Below are 22,670 nucleotides of genomic sequence, written 5' to 3'. Positions count from 1 at the left end.
AGAAATATGCGGGAGAAAATAGGAATGGAAGAAAATACGATACGGCAGACAGATGAAATTGAGATTGATTTGTGGGAAATCTGTCTGGTGCTGATACATAACCTGGCTTTAATTGTTTCTGGGGGAATTATGGTGGCGTTGGGGGCTTTTTTGTTTACACAGCTGTTGGTGACGCCTTCTTATGAGTCTACTACCAAGATTTATATCCTGAATAAGCAGGAGAACAGTGCAGTGACTTATTCGGATATTCAGCTGGGGACGCAGCTGACGAAGGACTATGCGGAATTGATTCAGAGCCGGTTTGTTTTAGAGGAAGTAGTGCAGGGGATGGGGCTGGATCTGACTTATGAGCAGATGAAGGAGAAGGTTTCAGTTACGACGCCTACGGATACGCGTATTTTGGCGATTACGGTGAAGGATAAAGACCCGGTGATGGCGATGAAGATGGCCAATGCAATCCGGGAGGCGGCCTCGGTGCATATTATGAACGTGATGGATATCCAGGCGGTAAATGTGGCGGAAACTGCCAATATGCCGATGAAGAAGGCCAGCCCCAGCGTTTTGAAGAATACGTTTCTTGGTGGGGTATTGGGAGTATTTCTGATAATTGCTGTTGTGCTGGTTCGTTATCTGATGGATGACACGATAAAGACCCCGGAGGATGTGGAGAAGTATCTGCAGCTTTCTACGCTGGCGGTGATTCCTTTAAATGAAGGGGAAGCTGACGGGAAGAAGAAAAAGAAGAAAGTGAAAAGAAGTTAGAAAAGGACGGGCAGAAAAGCGGAACGAGAGGGAAACTTTTCTGCTGTTATCATATGGGTGCTTGAAAACTGGAAGAAAAAGGAGAAGGCGGAGAAAGAATGCAGTCGGTAAATTTTAATGCGATAGAGAAACTGGATTTTAGGACGAAGGAAAGTTATAAGACGTTAAGGACGAACCTGGAGTTTTCCGGGAGGGACAGGAAGGTGATTTCTGTTACCAGCTGTACGCCGAATGAAGGGAAGACGAGTGTGTCTTTTCAGTTGGCATTGTCGGTCGCGGAAGGAGGGAAGAGGGTTGTTCTTGTGGATGCTGACTTGAGGAAGTCGGTGTTGAAGGGGAGGTATAAGACGAATGCATCCAGGTATGGACTGTCTCATTATCTGAGTGGACAGGCTTCGATTGCGGATGTTACGTGTAAGACAAATATTGAGAATTTCTTTGTTATTTTCTCTGGGCCGGTGCCGCCGAATCCCAGTGAACTGTTGGGGAATGATGCTTTCCGGCTGTTGTTGGAATATTTGAGGAATGAATATGACTATGTGATTGTGGATACACCGCCATTGGGGAGTGTTATTGATGGAGCAGTAGCTGCGCAGTATTGTGACGGAACGGTAGTTGTAATTGAGAGTGGGGCTATCAGCTATAAATTTGCACAGAAGGTGAAGGAACAGCTGGAGAAGGTAGATTGCCGGATTTTGGGAGTGATACTGAATAAGGTGAATATGAGCGGCAAGGGGTATTACGGCGCTTATTATGGGAAGTATTACGGGAAATATTATGGGAAATATTATGGTGGAAATGAGGAAGGCGGACTGCATTCTGCGGTGGTGCAGAAGGGACTGAAACCGGCGAAGACAGGAACGAAGCAGGAGGAAAGCGGTGCTGGTTCAAAAGGGCATGAAGGTAAAGCTGCAGCAAAGGCTGATGGGAATATAAAACTGATGGCCGGAGATGTGGAAAAGGAAGCTGAGAGCCTGTATGAAGAGGATGACATGATACAGCTGGACGTGGATATGGTGCAGCTGGAGGTTGAAGAATTGGAAGAAGATACAGAAGTGACAGAGGCAGGGAAGTAGGTAAAGGAGACGGGAGATGGAAGCAAAAAAGATAGTAGCTGTGGTTGGTGCGATAGATGTGGTGTTGCTGGTGGTATGCCTGGTTCTATACCTGGGGAAAGACAGGAAAGGACCGGAAATATTTTTTGATGAAGAGAAGCAGATAGAATATGCGGAGGGGATGGATGAAGAACTGCTGCTCAAAGGAGTGACGGCGGTGGATGAGAAGGATGGAGATGTGAGTGACAGCCTTCTGGTGGAGAAGGTGGCAGGGACGAATGGGAAAGAAGTGATAGTGACCTATGTGGCGAGGGATGGGGCTAATAATGTGGGGAAGGCATCAAGAGCTTTTACGGTAGTTGACAGTTATGATAGAGGAGATATCTTGCCTGTGGAGGAAGAAACTTTTGAGACTGGGGACATGCTTGGAACAGAAGGAGTTACAGAAACAGAGACGGGAAGTAATGAGGAAGGCAGTTCTGGAGAGGAAGAGGGTCAGGACGAAAATCAAGGAGAAAGAAATAATGAGGGAGAACCAGCAGGCCCTAATCCAGTATTAGTGTTGAATGCAGATGTGATAGAAACCAAAAAAGGAGTAGCACCAAACTGGAATGAAGTGATAGAGACGATGAGTGATGATAAGGATGATTATAATACGCTTTATAACAATTTGAAGTTGGAAGGACAGGTCAAATTGAATGAAGAAGGGGAGTATCCTGTGACTTTGTATACAGTGGATACGGATGGAAATAGATCTGAGGTTAGAAATTTGGTGGTTAGAGTTAGTTGAAATGTTAAAATTTTTTAGGGTGCCAAAACTACGCTTTTCTATTATAAAAAAATTATGTAGGGCTGTATGTAGTTGAAAAGATAACAAGATTCTTCCGTATTTGACTTTTGGTATCATTGAAAACATAGCATTTTGTCAGCTATTTTCATATAAATACGGACAATTGCAGAAGAATCGATAATAAAATGACTATTTATAAAAGAAATTAAGAAGTACAATGAAAACCAATGAGAAGAATTTGAGCAATGGCAACAAGTGGGTAGGTGTATTCGAGAAGAATTAGTTAGAATATGAAAGTCTTTCGGCTCTGTTTGGCTAATAATTTGTACTCGAAGATTTGATATAGATACACAAAGTCATCGAAAAGATGGAAGTTAGGTGTAAAAAATTATGAAAAAGAAATACAACATTGCGGCGGATGCAACTGGTTATGTAGGTCTGTCGATTGCGACACTGCTCTCAGCATCATCATGTTACTGCTGTGGATATAATTCCGGAGAAGGTTGAGATGATTAACAACAGAAAATCTCCGATTAAGGATGAATATATTGAAAAATATCTAGCTGAGAAGGACTTGGATTTAACGGCCACACTGGATGTAAAGGAAGCATATGCAGATGCGGATTTTGTGATTATTGCGGCACCGACCAACTATGACAGTACTACACAGCATTTTGATACATCTGCCGTTGGGACAGTTATCAAGCTGGTTATGGAATATAATCCGAATGCGATTATGGTTATTAAGTCCACAATCCCGGTTGGTTATACCGCAAGCGTAAGGGAGAAGATGGGTAGTAAAAACATCATTTTCAGCCCTGAACTTTTGCGTGAATCTAAGGCGTAATACGATAATTTGTTCCCTAGTCGTATCATCGTGGGAACGGATATGAATGATGAAAAATTAGTTGAAGCTAATCATATCTTTGCCGGATTACGCCAGGAAGGTGCCATTAAAGAAGAGGTGGATACTCTTTTTATGGGATTTACTGAAGCTGAAGCCGTCAAGATGTTTGCTAACACCTATCTGGCATTGAGAGTTAGCTACTTTAATGAGCTATACATATGCAGAACTGAAAGGGTTGAACACACAGCAGATTATTAATAGTGTTTGCCTTGACCCGAGAATTGGTAGAATTACAACAAGCCGAGCTTCGGATACGGAGGATACTGTTTAACGAAAGATACGAAACAGTTATTGGCAAACTATGCAGATGTGCCGGAGAATCTGATTGAAGCAATCGTTGAAAATAATAGAACAAGAAAAAACTTCATCGCTGACCGTGTGTTGAATATGGCTGGATACTAGGGATATGAAGAGGATAATCAGTACGGCAAGAGCAAGGAAAAGCCTGCCATAGTCGGTGTTTATAGACTGACGATGAAGAGCAATTCCGATAACTTCCGGCAATCGAATATTCAGGGAGTTATGAAGAGGATTAAGGTGAAGGACGCTACGGTTGTAATCTATGAACCCACTCTGCTGGATGGTGAGACCTTCTTTGGTAGCCTTGTGGTTAATGACTTGGAGAAGTTTAAGGCAATGAGTCAAGCGATTATTGCGAATAGATATGATGAGTGCTTGGAGGGTGTTGCAGAAAAAGTAAACACTCGCGACATCTTTAAGCGTGATTAAAATACGGAAAGAAGGAGTCACACAAGTGGCGGATAAGAAAAAACTATTAATTTATGCGCACTACTATGTGCCTGACACAGCATCCACGGGTCAGATTCTCAGGGAACTCGCCGAAGGAATGCTGGATACATTTGGCATTACGGTAATCTGCGTTGTGCCGAGCTATCTTGGGACGATTGAGGATAAATACAAAACCCAGAAGTACTACGAGGAGAATATTAACGGTGTAAAGGTTCTGCGCATCCGTGTTCCGGAGTTCAACAAGACCAATAAAATGAGCCGCATCAAAAATATCCTCGGCTATTTCTTCGGAGCAATGGCAGCTACATTCAAAGTAGGCAAGCAGGATTATGTGTTCTCCATCTCCCAGCCACCTATTCTCGGTGGACTTATCGGTGTGTGGGGCAAGTGGATGAAGCACGCCAAGTATATATATAATATTCAGGATTTCAACCCGGAACAGGTTCTAGCTGTTGGTTATAGCAAAAATAAACTCATTACGGATTTGATGATGTGGTTTGATAAGTTTAGTTGTAAGAGGAGTGACCTCGTCATCACGGTTGGTCGAGATTTGATTGACACATTGAATGGGCGGTTTAAGGGAAAGAAACCGGAGACTGCCTTGATTAACAACTGGATTGATGAAAAAGAAATCTATCCGTTGGAAGCCGGAAATGAAAAGGTTGAGGCTTTCAAGAAACAGTACGGACTAGATGGTAGATTTGTCATCATGTACAGCGGGAACATTGGTTTGTATTACGACCTGGAAAATCTGTTGAAAGTGATTGAAAAGTTTCAGCCGGGTACAAAAACGGCAGATGGCAGAGAAGTTGTATTTGCCTTCGTTGGTGCTGGTTCAGTGCTGGACAAACTGGTCATGTACAAGGAAAGCCATAGCATGGACAATGTGGTGTTCATCCCGTACCAAGACAAGGAAGATTTAATTTACAGTCTGAATGCTGGAGATGTCCATTGGTGTGTGAATGCGAAAGGTATCAAAGGTGTGAGTTGTCCTAGTAAATACTATGGATTGGCTGCTGCCGGGAAACCGATTATCGGCGTGTTGGAAGAAGGTTCCGAAGTTCGTTGCCTGATTGAAGATACCAGGGGTGGTCTTTGCTGTAACCCCGGAGATTATGTGCAGATTAAAAAGAACATCCAATGGTTTATTGATAATGTTGGAAACGGCGAAGTGGTTGCTATGGGGCAGCGCGGGCATGATTATTTGATTGAAAATTTGACGAGAGAAAAAAGCGTTAAGAAATACGCAGAAGAAATTAGTAGAGCATAATGTTGGAAGTTAGCATTAAGTTAGTACAAGTTTGAGGAGGAAAAATATATGTCACATTATCGTCATAGAATTAGCGAGGGGGCAAGAAATATATTGTAATTATTTTGGATATTGTGTTGGGGGCTCTTTTAATTGGAATGCTTTACACCGAAAATAATCAAGAAAAAGCTCAAGAAGAAAATTTGAGGGAACTTGCTCAGAAACAACGGGAAAAAGAGAATGAAATTGAGAAAAGCATTTCAATGCTAAGCCAGACAATGTCTGACTATATGCCGGGTATTGTCTGCTGGGGAGATTCGTTAACTGCTGGAGCGGGAAGTAATGGGAATCCGTATCCACTTGTGCTGGACAATTTAATTCAAGAAAGCATTACAAAGGAATTTAATAGGATCAATTCACAGGTTCTTACCCGAGCACAACGTTTGACTAATATACCCGTAATAAATATGGGGGTAGGCGGCGAAAACACAGTTACAATTTGTGGAAGAAACGGTTCCATTCCTTTTGTTGTTTCAGAAGACATGACGATACCGGCTGAATGTCAAGCAATCCAAATTCATATAAAGTCATCAATAGGTATTGGCGCTTCACCACTACGACAAGGTGCAGCCGGCATGGATTATGTAATTATTGGTGGTATTAAAGGAAAAATTGAAATTATGCAAGAAAGCTACACAAGTCCGGAGTATTCATATGTTTTCACAAGAGAAAAACCTGGCGGTTCAGTGCATATAAAAGCAGGAACAGAAATAATAACTTCAGGGTCTGAAAATTATTTAAACTATATTCCAATTATTTTTATTGGAACAAACGGTGGATATTCTGACTATCAGGATTTGATAGCGCAACAACGTGGAATTATCAATCACCAAAAAGGTAATCCGAAAGGACGATTCATTGTTGTTGGTCTACATTATGGAAAATCAGCCGAAGAATTTGAAATGATGGAAGCTATACTGAAAGAGGAGTATGGAAACCAGTTTATCAATTTAAGAGAGTATTTATGTACCAATGCCATGAAAGATGCAGGGCTGACGCCCACTGAAAAAGACAAAAAGGCAATGGCAAACGGACAGACACCTTACAGCTTACTATCTGATGAGGTACATTTTAATGAGGCAGGTTATAAAGTCCTTGGGGAACTGATATATAAACAAATGGAACAGTTGGGGTATTTTTCAGAAATAAAAGAGTCAATTGAGCAAACTATAAGCATCATGAAATAAATTAAACAAGAAGAAAAGGGATAGGATTATGAACAGTAACTGGTTCAAAATACTGATGAAAGTTACTAAAGTTGAATATGGAAAGAACCTGTTGCTGAAAGGCATGCCAGTTATCTTCAACAAGGGTGGAGCAACGCTGTCAATTGGAGACAACTGTACTATCAAAAGTTCGTTTTTGTCCAATCTTGTGGGGCTTTATTTAAGGACTATTATTGTGACCCGTGCTTCGGAAGCGGAGATCGTGATTGGAAATAATGTGGGCATTTCTGGAGCAACCATTTATGCCCGGAAGAGTGTCCATATTGGAGATAACACCTGTATCGGGGGCAATGCCAAGATTTTAGACAATGACTTTCATCCAATTGAATGGGAAACCCGGAATCGTCTGTTAAACGATCCTAATGGCGGAGATTCTGATTTGATTCCGGCAAAGCCGATTGTAATCGGCAAAAACTGTTTTATAGGATGTAACAGCATTATTCTTAAAGGCACCATCCTTGGAGATGGATGTGTGATAGGAGCAGGTGCAGTAGTTAGTGGGAAATTTGAATCAAATTCTGTGATTGCCGGAAATCCGGCACGAGTGATAAAAAAACTGGAGGGCTGATATGGGTAAGAAAAAGTTACTGATTTTTGCTCATTACTATGTCCCAGACATGGCATCTACTGGTCAGATTCTGAAAGACCAGGCAGAGGGTATGTTGGATGAGTTTGATGTTACCGTAATTTGTGTTGTACCGAGTTACAGTGGAATTGTTGAGTCGATGTATAAAGCTCAAAAGTACTATTTTGAAGAAATCAACGGTGTGAAAATAATTCGAGTTCGAGTACCGGAGTTTACGAAAAACAATAAAGCAAGCAGAGTCAAAAATATAGTAGCTTATTTCTTTGGGGCTTTGATTGCGAGTTGTAAAGCTGGTAAGCAGGATTATGTGTTTACTATTTCCCAACCGCCAATTCTTGGTGGATTATTGGGGGTACTTGGTAAATGGCAGAAACATGCCAAGATGATTTACTGTATCCAGGATTTTAATCCGGAGCAGATTATGGCCGTCAAATATAGCAAAAATAAACTTATTCTGTGGGTCATGATGGTTGTAGATAGGTTCAGTTGCAAACATAGTGATTTAGTTATTACTGTGGGGCGTGATCTTGTAGAAACGCTGAAGAAGCGTTTTAATGGAAAGAGCGTACCTAAGCATGTGATAATCAATAACTGGATTGATGAAAAAAAAATCTATCCTCTAAAGACAAGTGACGTAAAGTTACTTGCCTTCCGCAAACAGTATGGTTTGGAAAATAAATTTGTTATTATGTATTCTGGAAATATTGGTCTTTATTATGATCTTGATAATTTGTTGAAGGTGATAGAAAAGTTTAAGCCAGGTACTAAAGCAGCAGATGGTAGAGAAGTAGCCTTTGTTTTTGTTGGAGCAGGTGCGATGCTGGATAAGTTAATTTTTTATAAGAAAGAGCATCATATGGATAATGTAATATTTATTCCTTATCAGGAAAAAGCTAATCTGATTTATAGTCTAAATGCCGGTGACGTTCATTGGGTTGTAAATTCAAAGGGGATTAAAGGTGTGAGCTGTCCTAGCAAATTCTATGGCTGTGCATCAAGTGCTCGTCCGGTTCTGGGTGTTCTAGAATATGGTTCTGAAATACGGATGATAATCGAGGAAACTGGGTGCGGACTTGTGTGTGAACCAGAAGAATATGGAGCAGTTGAAACGAATATTCAGTGGTTTATTGATAATGCTGGGAGTGGGAAAGTAGTTGAGATGGGAATGAAAGGAAGAACCTATTTGGAAGAACATTTGACTAAAGAGATCAGTATACAAAAGTATATTGATGCGATAAAGGCTCTTTAAGATATGAGTAACAAAAATGATTCATTTAAAAATAATAATAAAATAAAAGAAATATTATGGAAATTGTATAAAAATTTTTAAGCTACAGCAAAGCAATTCGTATTTATTAGCAGCTTTAGTTCAGAGGTGATAGAAGCAGTTTGAAAAAAAGAATATATGACTTCGAAAAAATGATATATTTCTGGATTTTTGTTAAAATAAATAAGTAGACAATTTGAAATAATTTCACCGAAAAATAATTTTAATGAATATTACGACTGTGTTTTTTATATGTATGGACACAGATAAAGAGTCTAGGAAAGATTTTGTAGAGTAAATTGATGAAAAGCTGAGCGAACAGTTTGGTTCAAAAGAATGGTGTCATAGTTCATTACCATTTGAATTTTTGGAGCAATGGGTGGAGCGATGGTAAGCACTTTACAGAGTTGGCTCTTCTTTTCATACTAGGAAAGGTAGCCTGTGAGTAGAAAATTGCAGATGAGCGAAGGATTCTTTATGAGAAAAACTGTATTATTTAAATATGTTCTGAACAATAACAATCAAAAAGATCTAGAGAATATGAAGCTTAAAGAAGGATTGGTTAGTAAGCAGGAAGCGTTCGTACATCGGATGATGCTGTTATGAAGTGCCAAAAACTAGACCTTAACCCAGTAGTCAAATATCATTCAAATGTAAGATTAAGAGTAGAGAGCTTATTTAGAACGCCCAAATGAAGGGGAGTAAATTTTACTTTATTTATATATAGTTAGATAGAATATTTTCTATTTCTTATGAGCTTATTTGTATAGATTTTTGTGTTTTATATGGTATTTGAGGGAAGGAGTATGGTGATGTGATGAAAATACAAGATTCGCTTGAAGCTGTGCGTACGTATCATGTTGGTTGGTACTACTTAAGTTGAACTTTTGACATATTACTGGAAGGATGGTGCTGACATGAAATTGAGATATATAATACAGAAAGTATTTAGAAAGATATTTAATCGCCCGTGTATTGATGCTTCTACACTAGATAAAACATCTAGAGTGGATATTGGAACAGTGATTATAGCTTCGAAATTGGGACGATATTCATATGTGGGTGAGCATTCTTCTTTGTTATATGTAGAAGTTGGAGCTTTTACCTGTATATCAAATTACTGTGCTATTGGGGGTGGAAGCCATCCTACAGAATGGGTATCGCTTTCACCTGTTTTTAATACTACCAAAGGTATTATAAAAACAAAACTTGGATCTTTGGTGTATAATCCGTTTGTTAAGGTTGAGATCGGAAATGATGTGTGGATTGGTTCACATTGTCTGATTAAAAGTGGTGTAAAAATTGCAGATGGAGCAATTGTTGGTATGGGATCGGTGGTTACACATGATATTGGCCCTTATGAAATATGGGGGGGGAATCCAGCAAAACTTCTGCGGAAGCGATTCAATGATGAAACAATAGAAGAATTACAAAAAATTAGTTGGTGGGATTGGAATGATGAATTAATCAATATGAAAGCACAGTTATTTTCAAATCCAAGTGACTTAATTCAATCGATGAAAGGATAATAGCAAAATGGAAAGGATTTTGATAATAGGGGAATTTCCAGCTCCATATAGATCAGAAGTGTTTGCTGATTTAGCTAGGCGGTGGGAAGCAAGAATTTATTTTGAATGTCAGTGGGACGAAAAGAGAACAGCAGAATGGTTAACTAGAGTTTCTGTTAATTGTGAGATTTTGGATAATAAAAAAAGTAAAAAAATGTTCTGGAATGATATAAAAAATCTTGAGAAATTTAACGCAATTATAATATATAATAATTGTTTTTACAATTCAATTATTTTAGAAGTATTTTGCAAAATTAAAAAGGTTCCATTTTTTGTAAATTGCGATGGATGTAATGACATTGAAGAGCACAATCTGTTAAAGAAAATATTAAAGCATTATTTGATGAGAGGAGCAAAAGGGTATTTTGCAGGAAGCCAGTCAGCAGTAAAATATTTCGAGTATTATGGCGTAGAAAAAAAAAGAATTCACTTACACCACTTTACTTCATTACATGAGGATGAAATAAATAAAAGGAATCTTACGGATATCGAGAAAACTATACTAAAGCAGAAAATAAATATGATCGGTAATTTCAATGTAGTGACGGTTGGCAGACATATTGAGTGCAAAGGATTTGATATTGTACTTAAAGCAGCTGAACGTATTGGTGTATTAATTGATTTTTATATAATTGGTGGAGAGGCATCTGAAGAAAATAGGCGATATCAGGAACAACATAATTTGAAAAATGTACATTTTATTGATTTCTTGAACAAGAACTCATTAAGAGAATATTATAATGCAGCTGATCTGTTTGTGCTGATGACACGTGGTGATACATGGGGATTAGTTATTAATGAAGCAATGGCAAATGGACTACCTATCATAACAACGGATCGATGTGTTGCTGGTGTGGAGTTAGTAGAGAACGGTGTGAACGGTTACATCATTGCTGTAGATGATACAGATGCGTTAGTTGAAAAAATCAAGCTACTACGAGATAATATAGCATTAAGAAGAAAAATCGCTGACGCCAATATCGAAAAAATGAAGAAAAACATAATCGATAATATCGCCAAAAATCATATTCAAGTATTGGAAGATTTCTTTGAAGATAATAAGTAGTAAAAATAATTTTATTTTTAATGAAAAGGACGCTCTAAAAAATTATGAAAGTAATATATGTTGATATAGAGACAGATGGTCACCATCTAACGTATTTGCGTGCTTTGACGAATATTAATAATAAAGAAAATATTCTTGTCTTACCTCAAAAATTACCTGACTTTGATAATAAGCAGTATGTGTTTTCGAAGATGGATTTTTATAATAAAAAATTAGGTGCTTATTTACGATGGATAAAAGAAATAAAAAAGATAATAAAGAAAGAACAGCCAGATGTTGTCCATTTTCTGTATGGAGATGTTTTCTATAAATATTTTGGACTTGGCTTAGAAGGATTAAAGCGGAAGTATAAAGTGATTAACACAGTTCATGCACTAAAAAAGGGAAAAATAGGAATGTTGAGTTTGAAAAGAATCTTTCGCTTATCATCCATGGGCGTAGTCCATACAGATGCTATCTATAATGCTATTACGAAAGGTGGAATTACAAACATTTCACATGTGGAATATCCACAGTTTTCTTTCGGGTACTATATAGATGTAGAAACTGCAAGAAAATACTATAGTATTGCGAAAGAAAGTTTTGTGTTAGGTTGTATAGGGGGAACACGTTATGACAAAGGTTTGGATATCCTTTTGAGGGCGCTTCAAAGTGTTGAAGGGAACTTTGAACTACTAGTTGCTGGGAAGGAATGCGAAATAAAAAAGGATGAAATTCAACGACTAAGTGCCAGCTACAAGGAGCGAGTGCATTTGTATTTAAATTATTTATCTGATGAAGAATTAGAAATGGCTTTTCAAGCTGTGGATGTTATTGTTTTACCATACCGAAAGACCTTCAATGGAGCTAGTGGGCCGCTGGGAGAGGGAGTAGGTAAAGAAAAAATGATTATAGGTACAAATTATGGAAGTATAGGAGACATCATATCAAAGAATCATTTGGGATACACTTTCGAGGCTGAAAATGTAGAGAATCTTAAGCAAGTAATTAATAGAGTTTTAGGTTTTCAATTTAATTATGATTTAAAAGCAATGACTTATAAAAAAAGCCTTTCAGTAGAATATTTCAAAGACAAATACAAAAAAGTGTATGGGATGTGAAAAGAGGAATATGAAAATTAACAAAGCATTGTTTCAAAGAAACATATGTACAGTATTATTTTTTGGGTGTTTGTTTTGTTCATCAATGTATTTATTTGAAATGTATAATGGGTTTGTTTCAGGTATTATGTTACTATTTTTTAGTGCAATGCTGTATGTCTTTGGAACGAAATCATTTGTAAAAAAGTTTTTTATACAATATTTGTTTGTTATTGGAACAATTATTCTATCGATGTTTTTTAATAAATCGTTTGAATCAATTGATTATCGGGTTTTAATTGTAGTAACTGCTGCATTTCTAGCTGTAACTAGTATGACTTTTGATGAATTTATTGCTGAGTATAAGAAGTGTATTTTTTTGATTGCAATTGTTTCAGTAGTACTTTACTCTTTATTTAAAATTTCTCCGCAACTATTTAATAGAATGCCTACGTATACATGGAGATATGGAAGTGCCCGATTTGTTAATCTGTGGTTAACAGTTGTTCCTGTAAGCATGGGGGATTACTTTAGAAACTTTGGGATTTTTTACGAACCGGGAATTTTTCAGTTCTATTTGAACTTGGCAATTATTTTTGAATTATTTAAAAGTGAAAAGATTAATGTTTTCAAAGTTTTAATTTTGTCGGTCGCAGTTATTACAACATTATCAACAAATGGTTATATTACACTCGTTCTTATTTTTTTTGTATATGCTCTTAGGGTTAATACGAAAACGAAAGAAAAAAAGAAACATAATAAAAAAGTTACTTTTTTTATCATAGTTACAATTTTATTAATCGTTTTTTTAGTGCTATTGGATCAAGGAATTATTGGAACAAGAGTATTTAATAAGTTTGTGTCAACGAAGGAAAGCGGAAGCTTTTATGATCGAAGTAATGCTATTAGTTATGCATTGAAAAAGTCAGGAAACAATCCATTGCTGGGAGTAGCAGCTCGCGGGATTTTTGATGCTTATAATGTGACATTTACACCACTGAATTGGTTGATGATGTACGGGATTGTAATTGAGGTGATTGCCATGATTGGTTTTTCATGTTTTTTTATAAATATGACTGAAAAAAAATGGAGTCAAGTTGCTCTTGGGATTTGTGCATTTTCATCTATATTAAGTCAAGATCTATCATTTGAATGGATTATTTGGTGCTTAATTTTTGGGGGATTTAAGCAATTGAATAGTAATTCTAAGATCTCGTTGAAGGAACAGTAATGAAACTATTAAAGAAAATTAAAAATAATCGTGTTGTTCAAGCTGGTATGGGATATACAGTAGGAAACTATTTTCTTAAAGGTATAAATTTATTAACAATGCCGATTTTTGCACGTCTTATGAATACCTCTGATTATGGTCTATTTAATGTGTATATGGCATATGAAGGAGTTTTCGTTATATTAATAGGTGTGACACTACATAGTAGCTTAAAAGGAGCTAAATACGAATTTAGTAATGATTATAGAAGTTATGTGTCGTCTATTTCTATTATTCCAATAATTATGCTATTATTCGCATTAGTTATTGTCAATGTGTTTTCAAAAGCAATGATAGCCCTATTGGGGTTAAATATATTTGTACTTAATTTGCTGATGATACATAGTTATTGTAGTGCGTTGTTACAGTTTTACAATGCAGATTTGAGCATAAGTTATAGATATAAGTCGTTTCTTAAAATATCATTTTTTAATACAGCAACTAATGTGTTTATTTCATTAGTATTAATGATAACTCTATTCAGAGATATGAAGTATGCGGCAAGGATTATCGGTTGTGTTACCCCGCTTGTTATTATCAGTGTATATATTTTGAGTAAAATTTTTTCAGTAGAAAAACCCAAATTTAATAAAAGCTTTTGGAAGTTTGGAATTAAGTACAGCCTACCAATTGTACCACACGGTTTGTCACAAATAGTATTATCTCAATTTGATAGAATAATGATTAGTACTCTGGTAAGTGTATCAGCAGCAGGTATATATAGTTTTGCGTTTAATATAAATACTATTGTTCAGATTCTTGTCAATTCGTTGGATACCGTCTATGGACCTTGGTATTACGAAAAAGTTGAAATGAAACAATTCAAACAGATAAAAAATATTTCATCATTGTATATATATTTTATATGGTGTGTGATTGTATCAATTATGCTTGTAGCACCAGAAATCGTGCTCATATTGAGCGGTAGAGAGTACTATGAATCCCGTATAGTAGTTCTTCCGTTATTGGCATGTACTTTTTTTACATTCCTCTATTTGTTGCCATCTACTACGGAATATTATTTGAAGAAGACATGGAATATAGCTTTGGCAACTTCGTGTATAGCAGGTCTTAATATTATTCTGAATTATATATTTATAAGGAAGTATGGATATGTAGCAGGTGCGTACACTACATTGTTTTGCTATATTTGCTACTTTATTTTCCATTATTTGATGGCAAAGAAACTTATGGGTAAACAGCAGTTTAAAACATTAGTAATTGTAGTTTTATCAGTCTTGCTTTTTGTGTTTATGGCGATAGCCTATTTGCTTCTTGAAATGATGATATGCAGATTTGTAATTCTTATATGTTTCGTAATAATTAATGCTATTATTATGTTGAAATTGTATAAAAATGAGAAGTTTAAGGGGATAATGGAGGAAAAGTAAATGAATGATAAAGAATATATTTGCGATGAAATAAGAGATAAATTTCAGGTTTCTTCCATAAGGAAGAAAGTTTGGTTATGTGAGCTAAAAATTGCACAATGGTTTTGTACAGTCTGTAGTAAATATAACTTAAGCTATTTTTTGATTGGAGGAAGTGCGATAGGTGCAGTCCGTCATAATGGTTTTATCCCATGGGATGATGATTTGGATATTGGAATGCTTCGAAACAATTTTGAAACATTTAAAGAAGTTGCCCCTAAAGAACTTCCTGATGAATACTACATAGAGTATGGGGTATTGTCTGATAATATTTTTAGTTCGCTTTTGAGAATACGTAATAAAAATACAACAGGAATACTTGTGGATGAGTTCAGGCAAGGTTCAGAAGGCGGAGGAATTTTTATTGAAATTTATCCATTTGACAATACAATTGGTGGAGTCAGTAGAAAAATTCAGTTATTGAAGTCGAGTATGTTTTTTCTTGCTCTGAATAATTGGAACAGAAAAAATGATTTTAGGGGAACAAAAAGATTGATTATAAGTATTTTAAGATTATTTCCAATAAGCTTTATTTGGGTATTATATGAAAAGAATAATAAGAAATATAATAACTATGGCACAGACTATGTAGATACGATAGCTCTTCCATCATATGCAAAACTTGGTATACATTACTATTTGTTATCTGATGTTATTGAGACTGTGGCACATGAATATGAATTTATAAAATTAAATATCCCGATTGGTAATGATAGATGTTTAAGACAGCAGTATGGGGAATATATGCGACTTCCGCCAATTGAACAGAGAGGGATACATCATGATTTTATTGTATTTTATGATCCAGATAAACCGTATTCTGATTACAAAAACAGTTCAATATTAAAAAGGTATTTTGATGGAGATGTATCTTTGGAATTGTTATAACAAAGTGTATTAGGAGAAGAATAAATGAACAAAGAAATTACAATAGATTCAATAAGAAATTTTCTCCAACCGGAAGTGCGCTGTGATACTTATATCGGTATAGAAATGAAAAAAATCTGGTATATTGAATTGAAAATGTTAGAACTTCTTATGGATATTTGCAAAAGATATAATCTTAAATATCTAATGGTTGGAGGTAGTCTTCTTGGTGCAATGAGACATAAGGGATTTATTCCATGGGATGATGATATTGATGTCGGAATGCCAAGATGTGATTATGATAGGTTTGTCAAAATTGCTAAGGAAGAACTAGTCGAGCCATTTTTCCTTCAAACTCCATTGACCGATCCTGGACGCAATATCGATTATGTACAAATAAGAAATAGTGAAACAAGTGCAATTGATATCAGGTATATAGATTGTCATTATACATATAATCAAGGCATTTTTATTGATATTTTTCCGATTGATGGAGTTGGTGATGATAATACCTTAAGATGTCAGGAAAAAAAGCAAAGGATTATAAGAAGAATATATACGAGCGCATTTAATAAAAATACTGATGGGATTGCTAAGGTTAAGCATTATGTATGTAAAGTAATATACTGTTTGATTGGGAGTAAACGTTATGATATCATCCGAAATAACATTTTTCGGAAGGTTAGTTTTGACAAGTGTGGAGAGGTAGGGTTGGTTAGCTTTCTTTTTAATAATAATAGAAGAAATTACTGGAAACGAGAATGGATAGAAGAATGTATCACTGTACCATTTGAATATCTACAGGTATCTGTACCTCGTTATTATGACGAGGTTCTTACTAAGACATATGGTGAATGGCGGAACTTCGTAAGGGGAGATGCAATGCATGGAAAAATTGATTTTGATCCTAATACTTCATATAAGGTTATACTACGAGACAAGTATAAATATAGTGAATTTAAATCTTGTGAGAAAACAAAGCTGATTTCAAACTCCTCTTATTTTTCCTCGGGCGGAATATTGGTACCGTTATCGCCAGCTGATGGAATAGAAATCTATAAAATGCTTCAAAATATTGGGAAGAGAGAAAATGATTTCACTAATGATGTGAAAGGAATGAGTTATGATTTGTTTACTGAATGGTGTAGAATTCAATTTGAATACGCAAATGGTTGGAACCTTCCAAACGGCTATGTTCCACAAAGTATTTACTGGTTGTATATTGATGGAAAACCAGTGGGGGTTGGAAAAATTAGATGGGCATTAACTAATGCGTCAAGAGAGGCTGGAGGGAATATAGGATATGCAATTGCTGAATCATATCGTGGACAAGGATATGGCACAGTTTTATTTAATGAACTGATTAAAATCGCAAAGATTGGACATTGTTCAGAAATAGTGGCAACAGTTAATAAAGACAATGCTGCATCAAAGCGTGTAATGGAAAAATGTAATGGAAAGTTAATTAAGGAAAACGAAAAACGATGGTATTTTTCATTTGTTTAATGATAACGGAATAAGAAACGAGGTGTGACAGTGGTAAAAGTAATTACGTATGGAACATATGATATGCTCCATCAGGGGCATATAAGATTGCTCGAGAGAGCTAAAGCGTTGGGGGAGTATCTCATTGTAGGTGTGACCGCAGATGATTTTGATAAGACAAGGGGGAAGATAAATGTTCAGCAATCTCTCATGGAACGTATTGAAAATGTAAGAACAACGGGACTTGCGGATGAAATAATAGTCGAAGAATACGAAGGACAGAAGATTGATGATATTAGAAAGTATGACGTGGATATTTTTACTGTTGGATCAGATTGGATAGGTAAATTTGATTATCTGAATGAGTATTGTAAGGTGGTCTACCTAGAGCGGACGGAAGGGGTTTCTAGTACGGAAATACGGGAACAAAAGAGAAGTCTGCGTCTTGGTATAATTGGCGAATCGCAATACCTTTGCAAGGTAGTAAGAGAATGCTCTTTTGTAAACGGAATTAAAGTCCAAGGATTATTCTCTGATTCGATAGATAAAATCCCAAACGAATTAAAAATGCTACCTATTGTTACAGATGATTTTGATAAATTTCTTCAAGAGGTGGATGCTGTCTATGTTCGATCATTTCCTACAAAACATTTTGAGCACACAAGGCAGGCGTTACTGAAAGGAAAACATGTTTTGTGTGAATCGCCTTTGACAATGAGCAAACAGCAATGCAAAGAACTATTTGAACTTGCTCAACAGAAAAAGTGTATTTTAATGGAAGCAATAAAAACCGCTTATAATACAGCATTTTCTCGTCTTGTTTTATTAGCTAAAGGTGGGAGAATCGGTGATATTGTTTCTATTGATGCGACATGTACAAGTCTTAGAAATTTAAATAAGGATGAACTTAGTAGTTATACTATATGGAATAGTATTTGCGACTGGGGGCCTACAGCAATGCTTCCAATATTTGAAATACTCGGAGTAGAATATAGAAAAAAACATATCTATACTCATTTAGTTGATAGTGAAAAGAAATTTGATGATTTTACTAAAATTGACTTTCTTTATGATAAATCTGTTGCATCAATTAAAGTTGGTATTGGCGTAAAGTCTGAAGGTGAATTAATTATTTCTGGTACTAAAGGGTATATTTATGTTCCCGCACCTTGGTGGAAGACAGATTATTTTGAAATTCGATATGAGAATTTTTCTAACAATAGAAGATATTTTTACCAGTTGGAGGGTGAAGGTATACGCTATGAATTAGTAGCATTTGTTAGAGCGATTGATAATGGTAAAATAATTCGGTATATAAATAAAAATGTGTCAAAAACTATTGCCTCTGTGATAGATGATTTCTATATGAATATTGATGTGACTGAAATATAAACTTAAAATTTGGAGAGGAGAATAAAGTATGTATTATCTCAATAAAAATATAGAAAATTTATATCGTATTTTTGATCAAAATGAAAGAAGAGATTATCTACGACTTGATCTTAATGAAAATCCGGGTGGACTTCCGCAGGAGTTTATCAAGGAAGTTTTAAAGTCAGTTACACCACAATTTGTTGCCCAGTATCCAGAAACACTTCATTTCTCAGAAGTACTTGCTAATTATCTTAAAACAGATATTTCGCATATATGTCTAGTGAATGGTTCCGCTGAAGGTATTCGTTATATTATTCAAGCATTTACTTCTAAAAATGGAAGAATTGTTGGAGTAGTACCATCATACTTTATGTTCCAGGTTTATTGTGAGATGTATGACAGAAATTTTGTAAAGGTTCCATATAACGAAGATTTAAGTATGGATATTAATAATATTATCAGAGAATTAACAGATGATACTCAACTTCTAATTCTACTCAATCCGAATAATCCTATAGGAAATGTATATACAAATGACGAATTCAAGCAGATTATGGTTGTTGCGAAAGAAAAACAGATTACGGTTCTTGTTGATGAAGCATACCACTATTTTTACCCTCAAACGTTTATCCGGTATGCGTTGTATGAAGAACATATATTTGTTACAAGAACATTTTCAAAACTCTTTTCAATGGCGGGATGTCGTTTAGGATATGTAGCAGGTTGGCCAGAAGGCGTTAAAATGGTTCAAAAAATGTGTACGCCACATAATACGAATGCGTTTGCAATGAAATTTGCGGAAGCGATACTTACTACACCTGGAATGTTAGATTCCTTAATTAATAAGTTTAAAGAAGGAAGAACGTATTTTGTTGAGACTCTTGATGCAAATGGATATCAGCACAAAGGAGAGGCTGGCAACTTTATCTTTATAAAGCCTAAAACGGATGCACAAACGATTGTTGATCGAATGAAGAATGAAAAGAAGATTCTTATAAAGACATATCCTAATGTTGGTCAGTTTGGAAATTGTTTAAGAGTTTCCATTGGCGAAAAAAGGTACATGAAACAGTTTATGGATGCATTACTTGAATTTGACAAATAATGTATGTAATTTATTTATATCATATGATTCCTGTTGTGCTCGCCTGCGATAAGTTGTTGTCCAGTAATGATGCTTTCATGTTATAACAAAAAAACTTGTTTACTTAGTGTCTACTGATTAAGCTGTTTTCAGACTACACGGAGCGGTCAAAATCACATATCTGCAAAACTCCAGTTTAATACAGAAAGTATTCGCTTCTGAATCTAAAAAAGATTTGACACGAATACAGATAACGCGATAGAAGTTAGGCACATGGTTTGGCATTTACGTTCATACACTTTATAGATGGTTAACAGCGTTGGGATGTCCCTGGTATAATCTTCCAGGTGCCCGATATCCCTGTGTACATAGGAAAAATGTTTCTTTATGGTTGTATGTATCTGCTTTTGGCAAATACCAGATAGTCCTTCCGGGCCCGCCAGTGGTAACGACGTGGAAATATGTAATTTTGCACATTGTTTGGTTATAAATATTCTAAACTATGCAACAGTAGTCACTATAAGAAAGAATTCTATGAAATGCTGGAGAACATCTGGGATCTGAATCCATAGTTTGAATAACACTTTTACACGTACCTTGACATCCATCCAGATAACCTTTTATTTCGCAAGGATGGTTTGTCCTTCTTTAGACAGTTTGCATGTGGAATAAGGGCTTATGAGTGTATTCAAGATAACAGACACGGCTACATGATAAAGATAAATTGCCGTAAATAATTCAGAAAAAACAGTACTGACGTGATAAACTAATGAAATTAGGACAATTCGAGAAGGGATATGAATGGCTGTTTGGAGACTACAGGTAAACACAGGTGGTGCCAACATAGCATCATATTGCATTCAAAATCATGTTGCGGCAATGGGGTGGAGCTTGCGCGATTTACCTCAGGCAGACCGAGCAGGAATACAGAAATTTGAAGATTACTGTAAAATTGCGAAAACGGAGTATAAGAATTTTGATAGTGTTTGCCGTATGGCAGAAGATGTAAAAGTAAAAGACTTACTTTGGATGCGGACGCGGGAAGGAAAGTATTACATTGCAAGAGTAAAATCGGATAGCGTCTGGAATTTTAATGAGTCAGCCGTAGCCATTGATGCAGCAAATCAGCTGACAAACGTTGATTGGTATCCAGCGTCTGATACGGCAGATGAGGAAGCAGTGCCAGGGGCAATAGCAACAGCATTTATCAGAGGTTTTACATTGCAAAGAGTGAACAAAGAAGGCGTGGAAGAATATAGCCAGCTGCTTTACAATAAAGTGCATGATATTAATCGAGACATGTATATGTATCCGAGTCCGGACTTATCTTTGTCAGAAGGCTGCTTTTACAATTTACTGCAACCGGAAGATGTAGAGGATTTACTGGCATTGTGGCTTTATGATACAAAGGGCTATATCTGTATTCCTTCAACTAATAAGATTTCAACTCCAAACTATGAATGTGTGTTGATTGACCCACAGGATACAAACAGAAAGCATATTTATATTCAGGCTAAAAAGGGAACGGTAAATTTGGATGCAGAAAATTACGCATCATTGAAGGGCGAAACATACCTGCTGACTACAGAGGGTCGTATTGACAACTTAGATAAATATGAGAATGTGTTTGAAGTGAAAGCAGAAACGATATTCAATTTTGCAACAGATCCGGCGAAAGTTCATATCATTCCGGAGAGTGTTTTACATTGGGTGAAATTTCTGACTGAGTTAGAGAATTCTAAGATTCAGTTTGCAGGCTGCAAAGGAATTATGTTTGATACCAACAGAACGTATTCCAACAAGAATGAAGGTGAAATGATAACACAGAACAAAATATCTGCATATGGAGACGCAAAAAAATACATCCATTCTTTCAACAAGGGGGATTACGCACTGTTTTATTCCAAAGGAAGAGGCGTCATTGCGATAGGAAAAGTTTTGACGGATGAGTGTACTAATGCTGACAAAGATGAAGCTTATAGGAAGGTAGAGATGATTACCCCGAGGAATTTTTCTGGAAATGCAGCTGAGTTACCGGCATTGTCTCCAACAGAAATCAAAAATATACTTGGTAGAAATTTTTATTGGGCATCTACCATTAAGACTCCATTTTTGACAGGTACACAGGTGGAGCTGCTGATACAGGCACTGAACAAAAAACAGAGGTAAAGCAAGGGAGGAAGATCTGTATAGAAAATACATCAAAAGAACCAAGTGAGCATGATTACGATCGTAAATACTGAATTCAAGCAATTGTAAATGACAGCAAACTGTGTAAGCGACTGAATAAGGAAATCAATGGGCTGGAGAACCTCTGTTGAATTGGCCTGTTAAGCAATGAGGATTATGCTGAGTATAAGCTGAATCAGCAGGTAATGCCGGATAACCTTGGCATTATACATAAAGAAATTACAAGGAAGGATATTTGAGTGCTGGTCAACACAGCAGTTGCAGTGGAATGGAATTGCGGTCAGTGATGACAATATGGAATTTAGCATTACATTGAAGCAACTACTGAAAATCCTGTGGATGGCATCAAAAACCATGCCTCAACTATCACAAAAGAAAAATTTAAACTGATTAACTGGTTTATATCTCAGTTCGCATTTACCAAGGCAATATACATGTACTCAATCTAGAAATGGTGTGCTTAGGCTTCAATGATAAGAGCTGGATCTAATGTCAGGTTGGAGCATACCAAAATAGCCGTGCTGTTATTGTACTTTACAAGCACGAATTGTAGAGACTGTCTATATAACTGTGTATTGTAGTAAATTGGTATGTACCCGGTTTCC

17 protein-coding genes and 1 pseudogene are annotated in these 22,670 nt (G+C 36.3%); all 18 read left to right on the top strand.

Annotated elements, in window-relative coordinates; translation table 11 throughout:
• The first annotated feature begins 24 nt into the window (after window positions 1-24).
• Window positions 25-762, top strand: coding sequence for a YveK family protein (locus tag DXC51_RS18425; RefSeq protein WP_117545135.1), 738 nt, complete (start codon window positions 25-27; stop codon window positions 760-762).
• Window positions 763-860: 98 nt separating this feature from the next.
• Window positions 861-1,838: a polysaccharide biosynthesis tyrosine autokinase gene (locus DXC51_RS18420; protein ID WP_117545134.1), complete on the top strand. Its 978-nt coding sequence runs from the start codon at window positions 861-863 to the stop codon at window positions 1,836-1,838.
• Window positions 1,839-1,854: 16 nt separating this feature from the next.
• On the top strand, window positions 1,855-2,607 hold the full coding sequence (locus DXC51_RS18415; protein ID WP_117545133.1) for a hypothetical protein: 753 nt from the start codon (window positions 1,855-1,857) through the stop codon (window positions 2,605-2,607).
• A 390-nt stretch (window positions 2,608-2,997) separates the two neighbouring features.
• A pseudogene (locus DXC51_RS18410) lies at window positions 2,998-4,243 on the top strand (nucleotide sugar dehydrogenase).
• A gap of 25 nt (window positions 4,244-4,268) precedes the next feature.
• Window positions 4,269-5,534, top strand: a complete 1,266-nt coding sequence (locus tag DXC51_RS18405; protein WP_117545132.1) for a glycosyltransferase family 4 protein — start codon at window positions 4,269-4,271, stop codon at window positions 5,532-5,534.
• 137 nt (window positions 5,535-5,671) lie between these two features.
• Window positions 5,672-6,760 carry an SGNH/GDSL hydrolase family protein gene (locus DXC51_RS18400; protein ID WP_147332379.1) on the top strand — a complete coding sequence of 363 codons (1,089 nt, stop codon included), beginning with the start codon at window positions 5,672-5,674 and terminating at the stop codon, window positions 6,758-6,760.
• Between the two features lie 28 nt (window positions 6,761-6,788).
• Entirely contained in the window at window positions 6,789-7,367 is a 579-nt protein-coding gene (locus DXC51_RS18395; protein WP_117545130.1) for an acyltransferase, read from the top strand.
• Window position 7,368: 1 nt separating this feature from the next.
• On the top strand, window positions 7,369-8,634 hold the full coding sequence (locus DXC51_RS18390) for a glycosyltransferase family 4 protein (protein ID WP_117545129.1): 1,266 nt from the start codon (window positions 7,369-7,371) through the stop codon (window positions 8,632-8,634).
• Window positions 8,635-9,569: 935 nt separating this feature from the next.
• Entirely contained in the window at window positions 9,570-10,181 is a 612-nt protein-coding gene (locus DXC51_RS18385) for a CatB-related O-acetyltransferase (protein WP_117545128.1), read from the top strand.
• A 7-nt stretch (window positions 10,182-10,188) separates the two neighbouring features.
• A complete protein-coding gene (locus tag DXC51_RS18380; protein ID WP_117545127.1) occupies window positions 10,189-11,286 on the top strand; it encodes a glycosyltransferase family 4 protein in 1,098 nt (365 codons plus the stop codon).
• Between the two features lie 44 nt (window positions 11,287-11,330).
• Window positions 11,331-12,386 (top strand): glycosyltransferase, encoded by a 1,056-nt coding sequence (locus tag DXC51_RS18375; RefSeq protein WP_117545126.1) that lies wholly within the window; start codon window positions 11,331-11,333, stop codon window positions 12,384-12,386.
• Window positions 12,387-12,396: 10 nt separating this feature from the next.
• Window positions 12,397-13,596, top strand: coding sequence for an O-antigen ligase family protein (locus tag DXC51_RS18370; RefSeq protein ID WP_117545125.1), 1,200 nt, complete (start codon window positions 12,397-12,399; stop codon window positions 13,594-13,596).
• A complete protein-coding gene (locus DXC51_RS18365) occupies window positions 13,596-15,026 on the top strand; it encodes an oligosaccharide flippase family protein (RefSeq protein ID WP_117545124.1) in 1,431 nt (476 codons plus the stop codon). Before DXC51_RS18370 ends, DXC51_RS18365 begins: the two co-directional genes overlap by 1 nt.
• Window positions 15,027-15,953: a LicD family protein gene (locus DXC51_RS18360; RefSeq protein WP_117545123.1), complete on the top strand. Its 927-nt coding sequence runs from the start codon at window positions 15,027-15,029 to the stop codon at window positions 15,951-15,953.
• A 24-nt stretch (window positions 15,954-15,977) separates the two neighbouring features.
• A complete protein-coding gene (locus DXC51_RS18355; RefSeq protein ID WP_117545122.1) occupies window positions 15,978-17,438 on the top strand; it encodes a GNAT family N-acetyltransferase in 1,461 nt (486 codons plus the stop codon).
• 30 nt (window positions 17,439-17,468) lie between these two features.
• Complete coding sequence (locus tag DXC51_RS18350; RefSeq protein WP_117545177.1) at window positions 17,469-18,809, top strand: Gfo/Idh/MocA family oxidoreductase; 1,341 nt, start codon at window positions 17,469-17,471, stop codon at window positions 18,807-18,809.
• Window positions 18,810-18,837: 28 nt separating this feature from the next.
• Window positions 18,838-19,896: a pyridoxal phosphate-dependent aminotransferase gene (locus DXC51_RS18345; protein ID WP_117545121.1), complete on the top strand. Its 1,059-nt coding sequence runs from the start codon at window positions 18,838-18,840 to the stop codon at window positions 19,894-19,896.
• Window positions 19,897-20,676: 780 nt separating this feature from the next.
• Window positions 20,677-22,044, top strand: coding sequence for a hypothetical protein (locus DXC51_RS18340; RefSeq protein ID WP_181970137.1), 1,368 nt, complete (start codon window positions 20,677-20,679; stop codon window positions 22,042-22,044).
• The last annotated feature ends 626 nt before the right edge of the window (window positions 22,045-22,670 follow it).

It is taken from the genome of Eisenbergiella massiliensis (assembly GCF_003435485.1).
Note: the sequence above shows the minus strand (reverse complement) of the source record. Positions and strands in the feature narration are given on the sequence as shown.

What these genes read in the sequence shown, in the direction of transcription:
- DXC51_RS18425 (WP_117545135.1), top strand. Translation starts at nt 25, where the DNA reads ATGGAAGAAAATACGATACGGCAGACAGATGAAATTGAGATTGATTTG.
- DXC51_RS18420 (WP_117545134.1), top strand. Translation starts at nt 861, where the DNA reads ATGCAGTCGGTAAATTTTAATGCGATAGAGAAACTGGATTTTAGGACG.
- DXC51_RS18415 (WP_117545133.1), top strand. Translation starts at nt 1,855, where the DNA reads ATGGAAGCAAAAAAGATAGTAGCTGTGGTTGGTGCGATAGATGTGGTG.
- DXC51_RS18400 (WP_147332379.1), top strand. Translation starts at nt 5,672, where the DNA reads ATGCTTTACACCGAAAATAATCAAGAAAAAGCTCAAGAAGAAAATTTG.
- DXC51_RS18395 (WP_117545130.1), top strand. Translation starts at nt 6,789, where the DNA reads ATGAACAGTAACTGGTTCAAAATACTGATGAAAGTTACTAAAGTTGAA.
- DXC51_RS18390 (WP_117545129.1), top strand. Translation starts at nt 7,369, where the DNA reads ATGGGTAAGAAAAAGTTACTGATTTTTGCTCATTACTATGTCCCAGAC.
- DXC51_RS18385 (WP_117545128.1), top strand. Translation starts at nt 9,570, where the DNA reads ATGAAATTGAGATATATAATACAGAAAGTATTTAGAAAGATATTTAAT.
- DXC51_RS18380 (WP_117545127.1), top strand. Translation starts at nt 10,189, where the DNA reads ATGGAAAGGATTTTGATAATAGGGGAATTTCCAGCTCCATATAGATCA.
- DXC51_RS18375 (WP_117545126.1), top strand. Translation starts at nt 11,331, where the DNA reads ATGAAAGTAATATATGTTGATATAGAGACAGATGGTCACCATCTAACG.
- DXC51_RS18370 (WP_117545125.1), top strand. Translation starts at nt 12,397, where the DNA reads ATGAAAATTAACAAAGCATTGTTTCAAAGAAACATATGTACAGTATTA.
- DXC51_RS18365 (WP_117545124.1), top strand. Translation starts at nt 13,596, where the DNA reads ATGAAACTATTAAAGAAAATTAAAAATAATCGTGTTGTTCAAGCTGGT.
- DXC51_RS18360 (WP_117545123.1), top strand. Translation starts at nt 15,027, where the DNA reads ATGAATGATAAAGAATATATTTGCGATGAAATAAGAGATAAATTTCAG.
- DXC51_RS18355 (WP_117545122.1), top strand. Translation starts at nt 15,978, where the DNA reads ATGAACAAAGAAATTACAATAGATTCAATAAGAAATTTTCTCCAACCG.
- DXC51_RS18345 (WP_117545121.1), top strand. Translation starts at nt 18,838, where the DNA reads ATGTATTATCTCAATAAAAATATAGAAAATTTATATCGTATTTTTGAT.
- DXC51_RS18340 (WP_181970137.1), top strand. Translation starts at nt 20,677, where the DNA reads ATGGCTGTTTGGAGACTACAGGTAAACACAGGTGGTGCCAACATAGCA.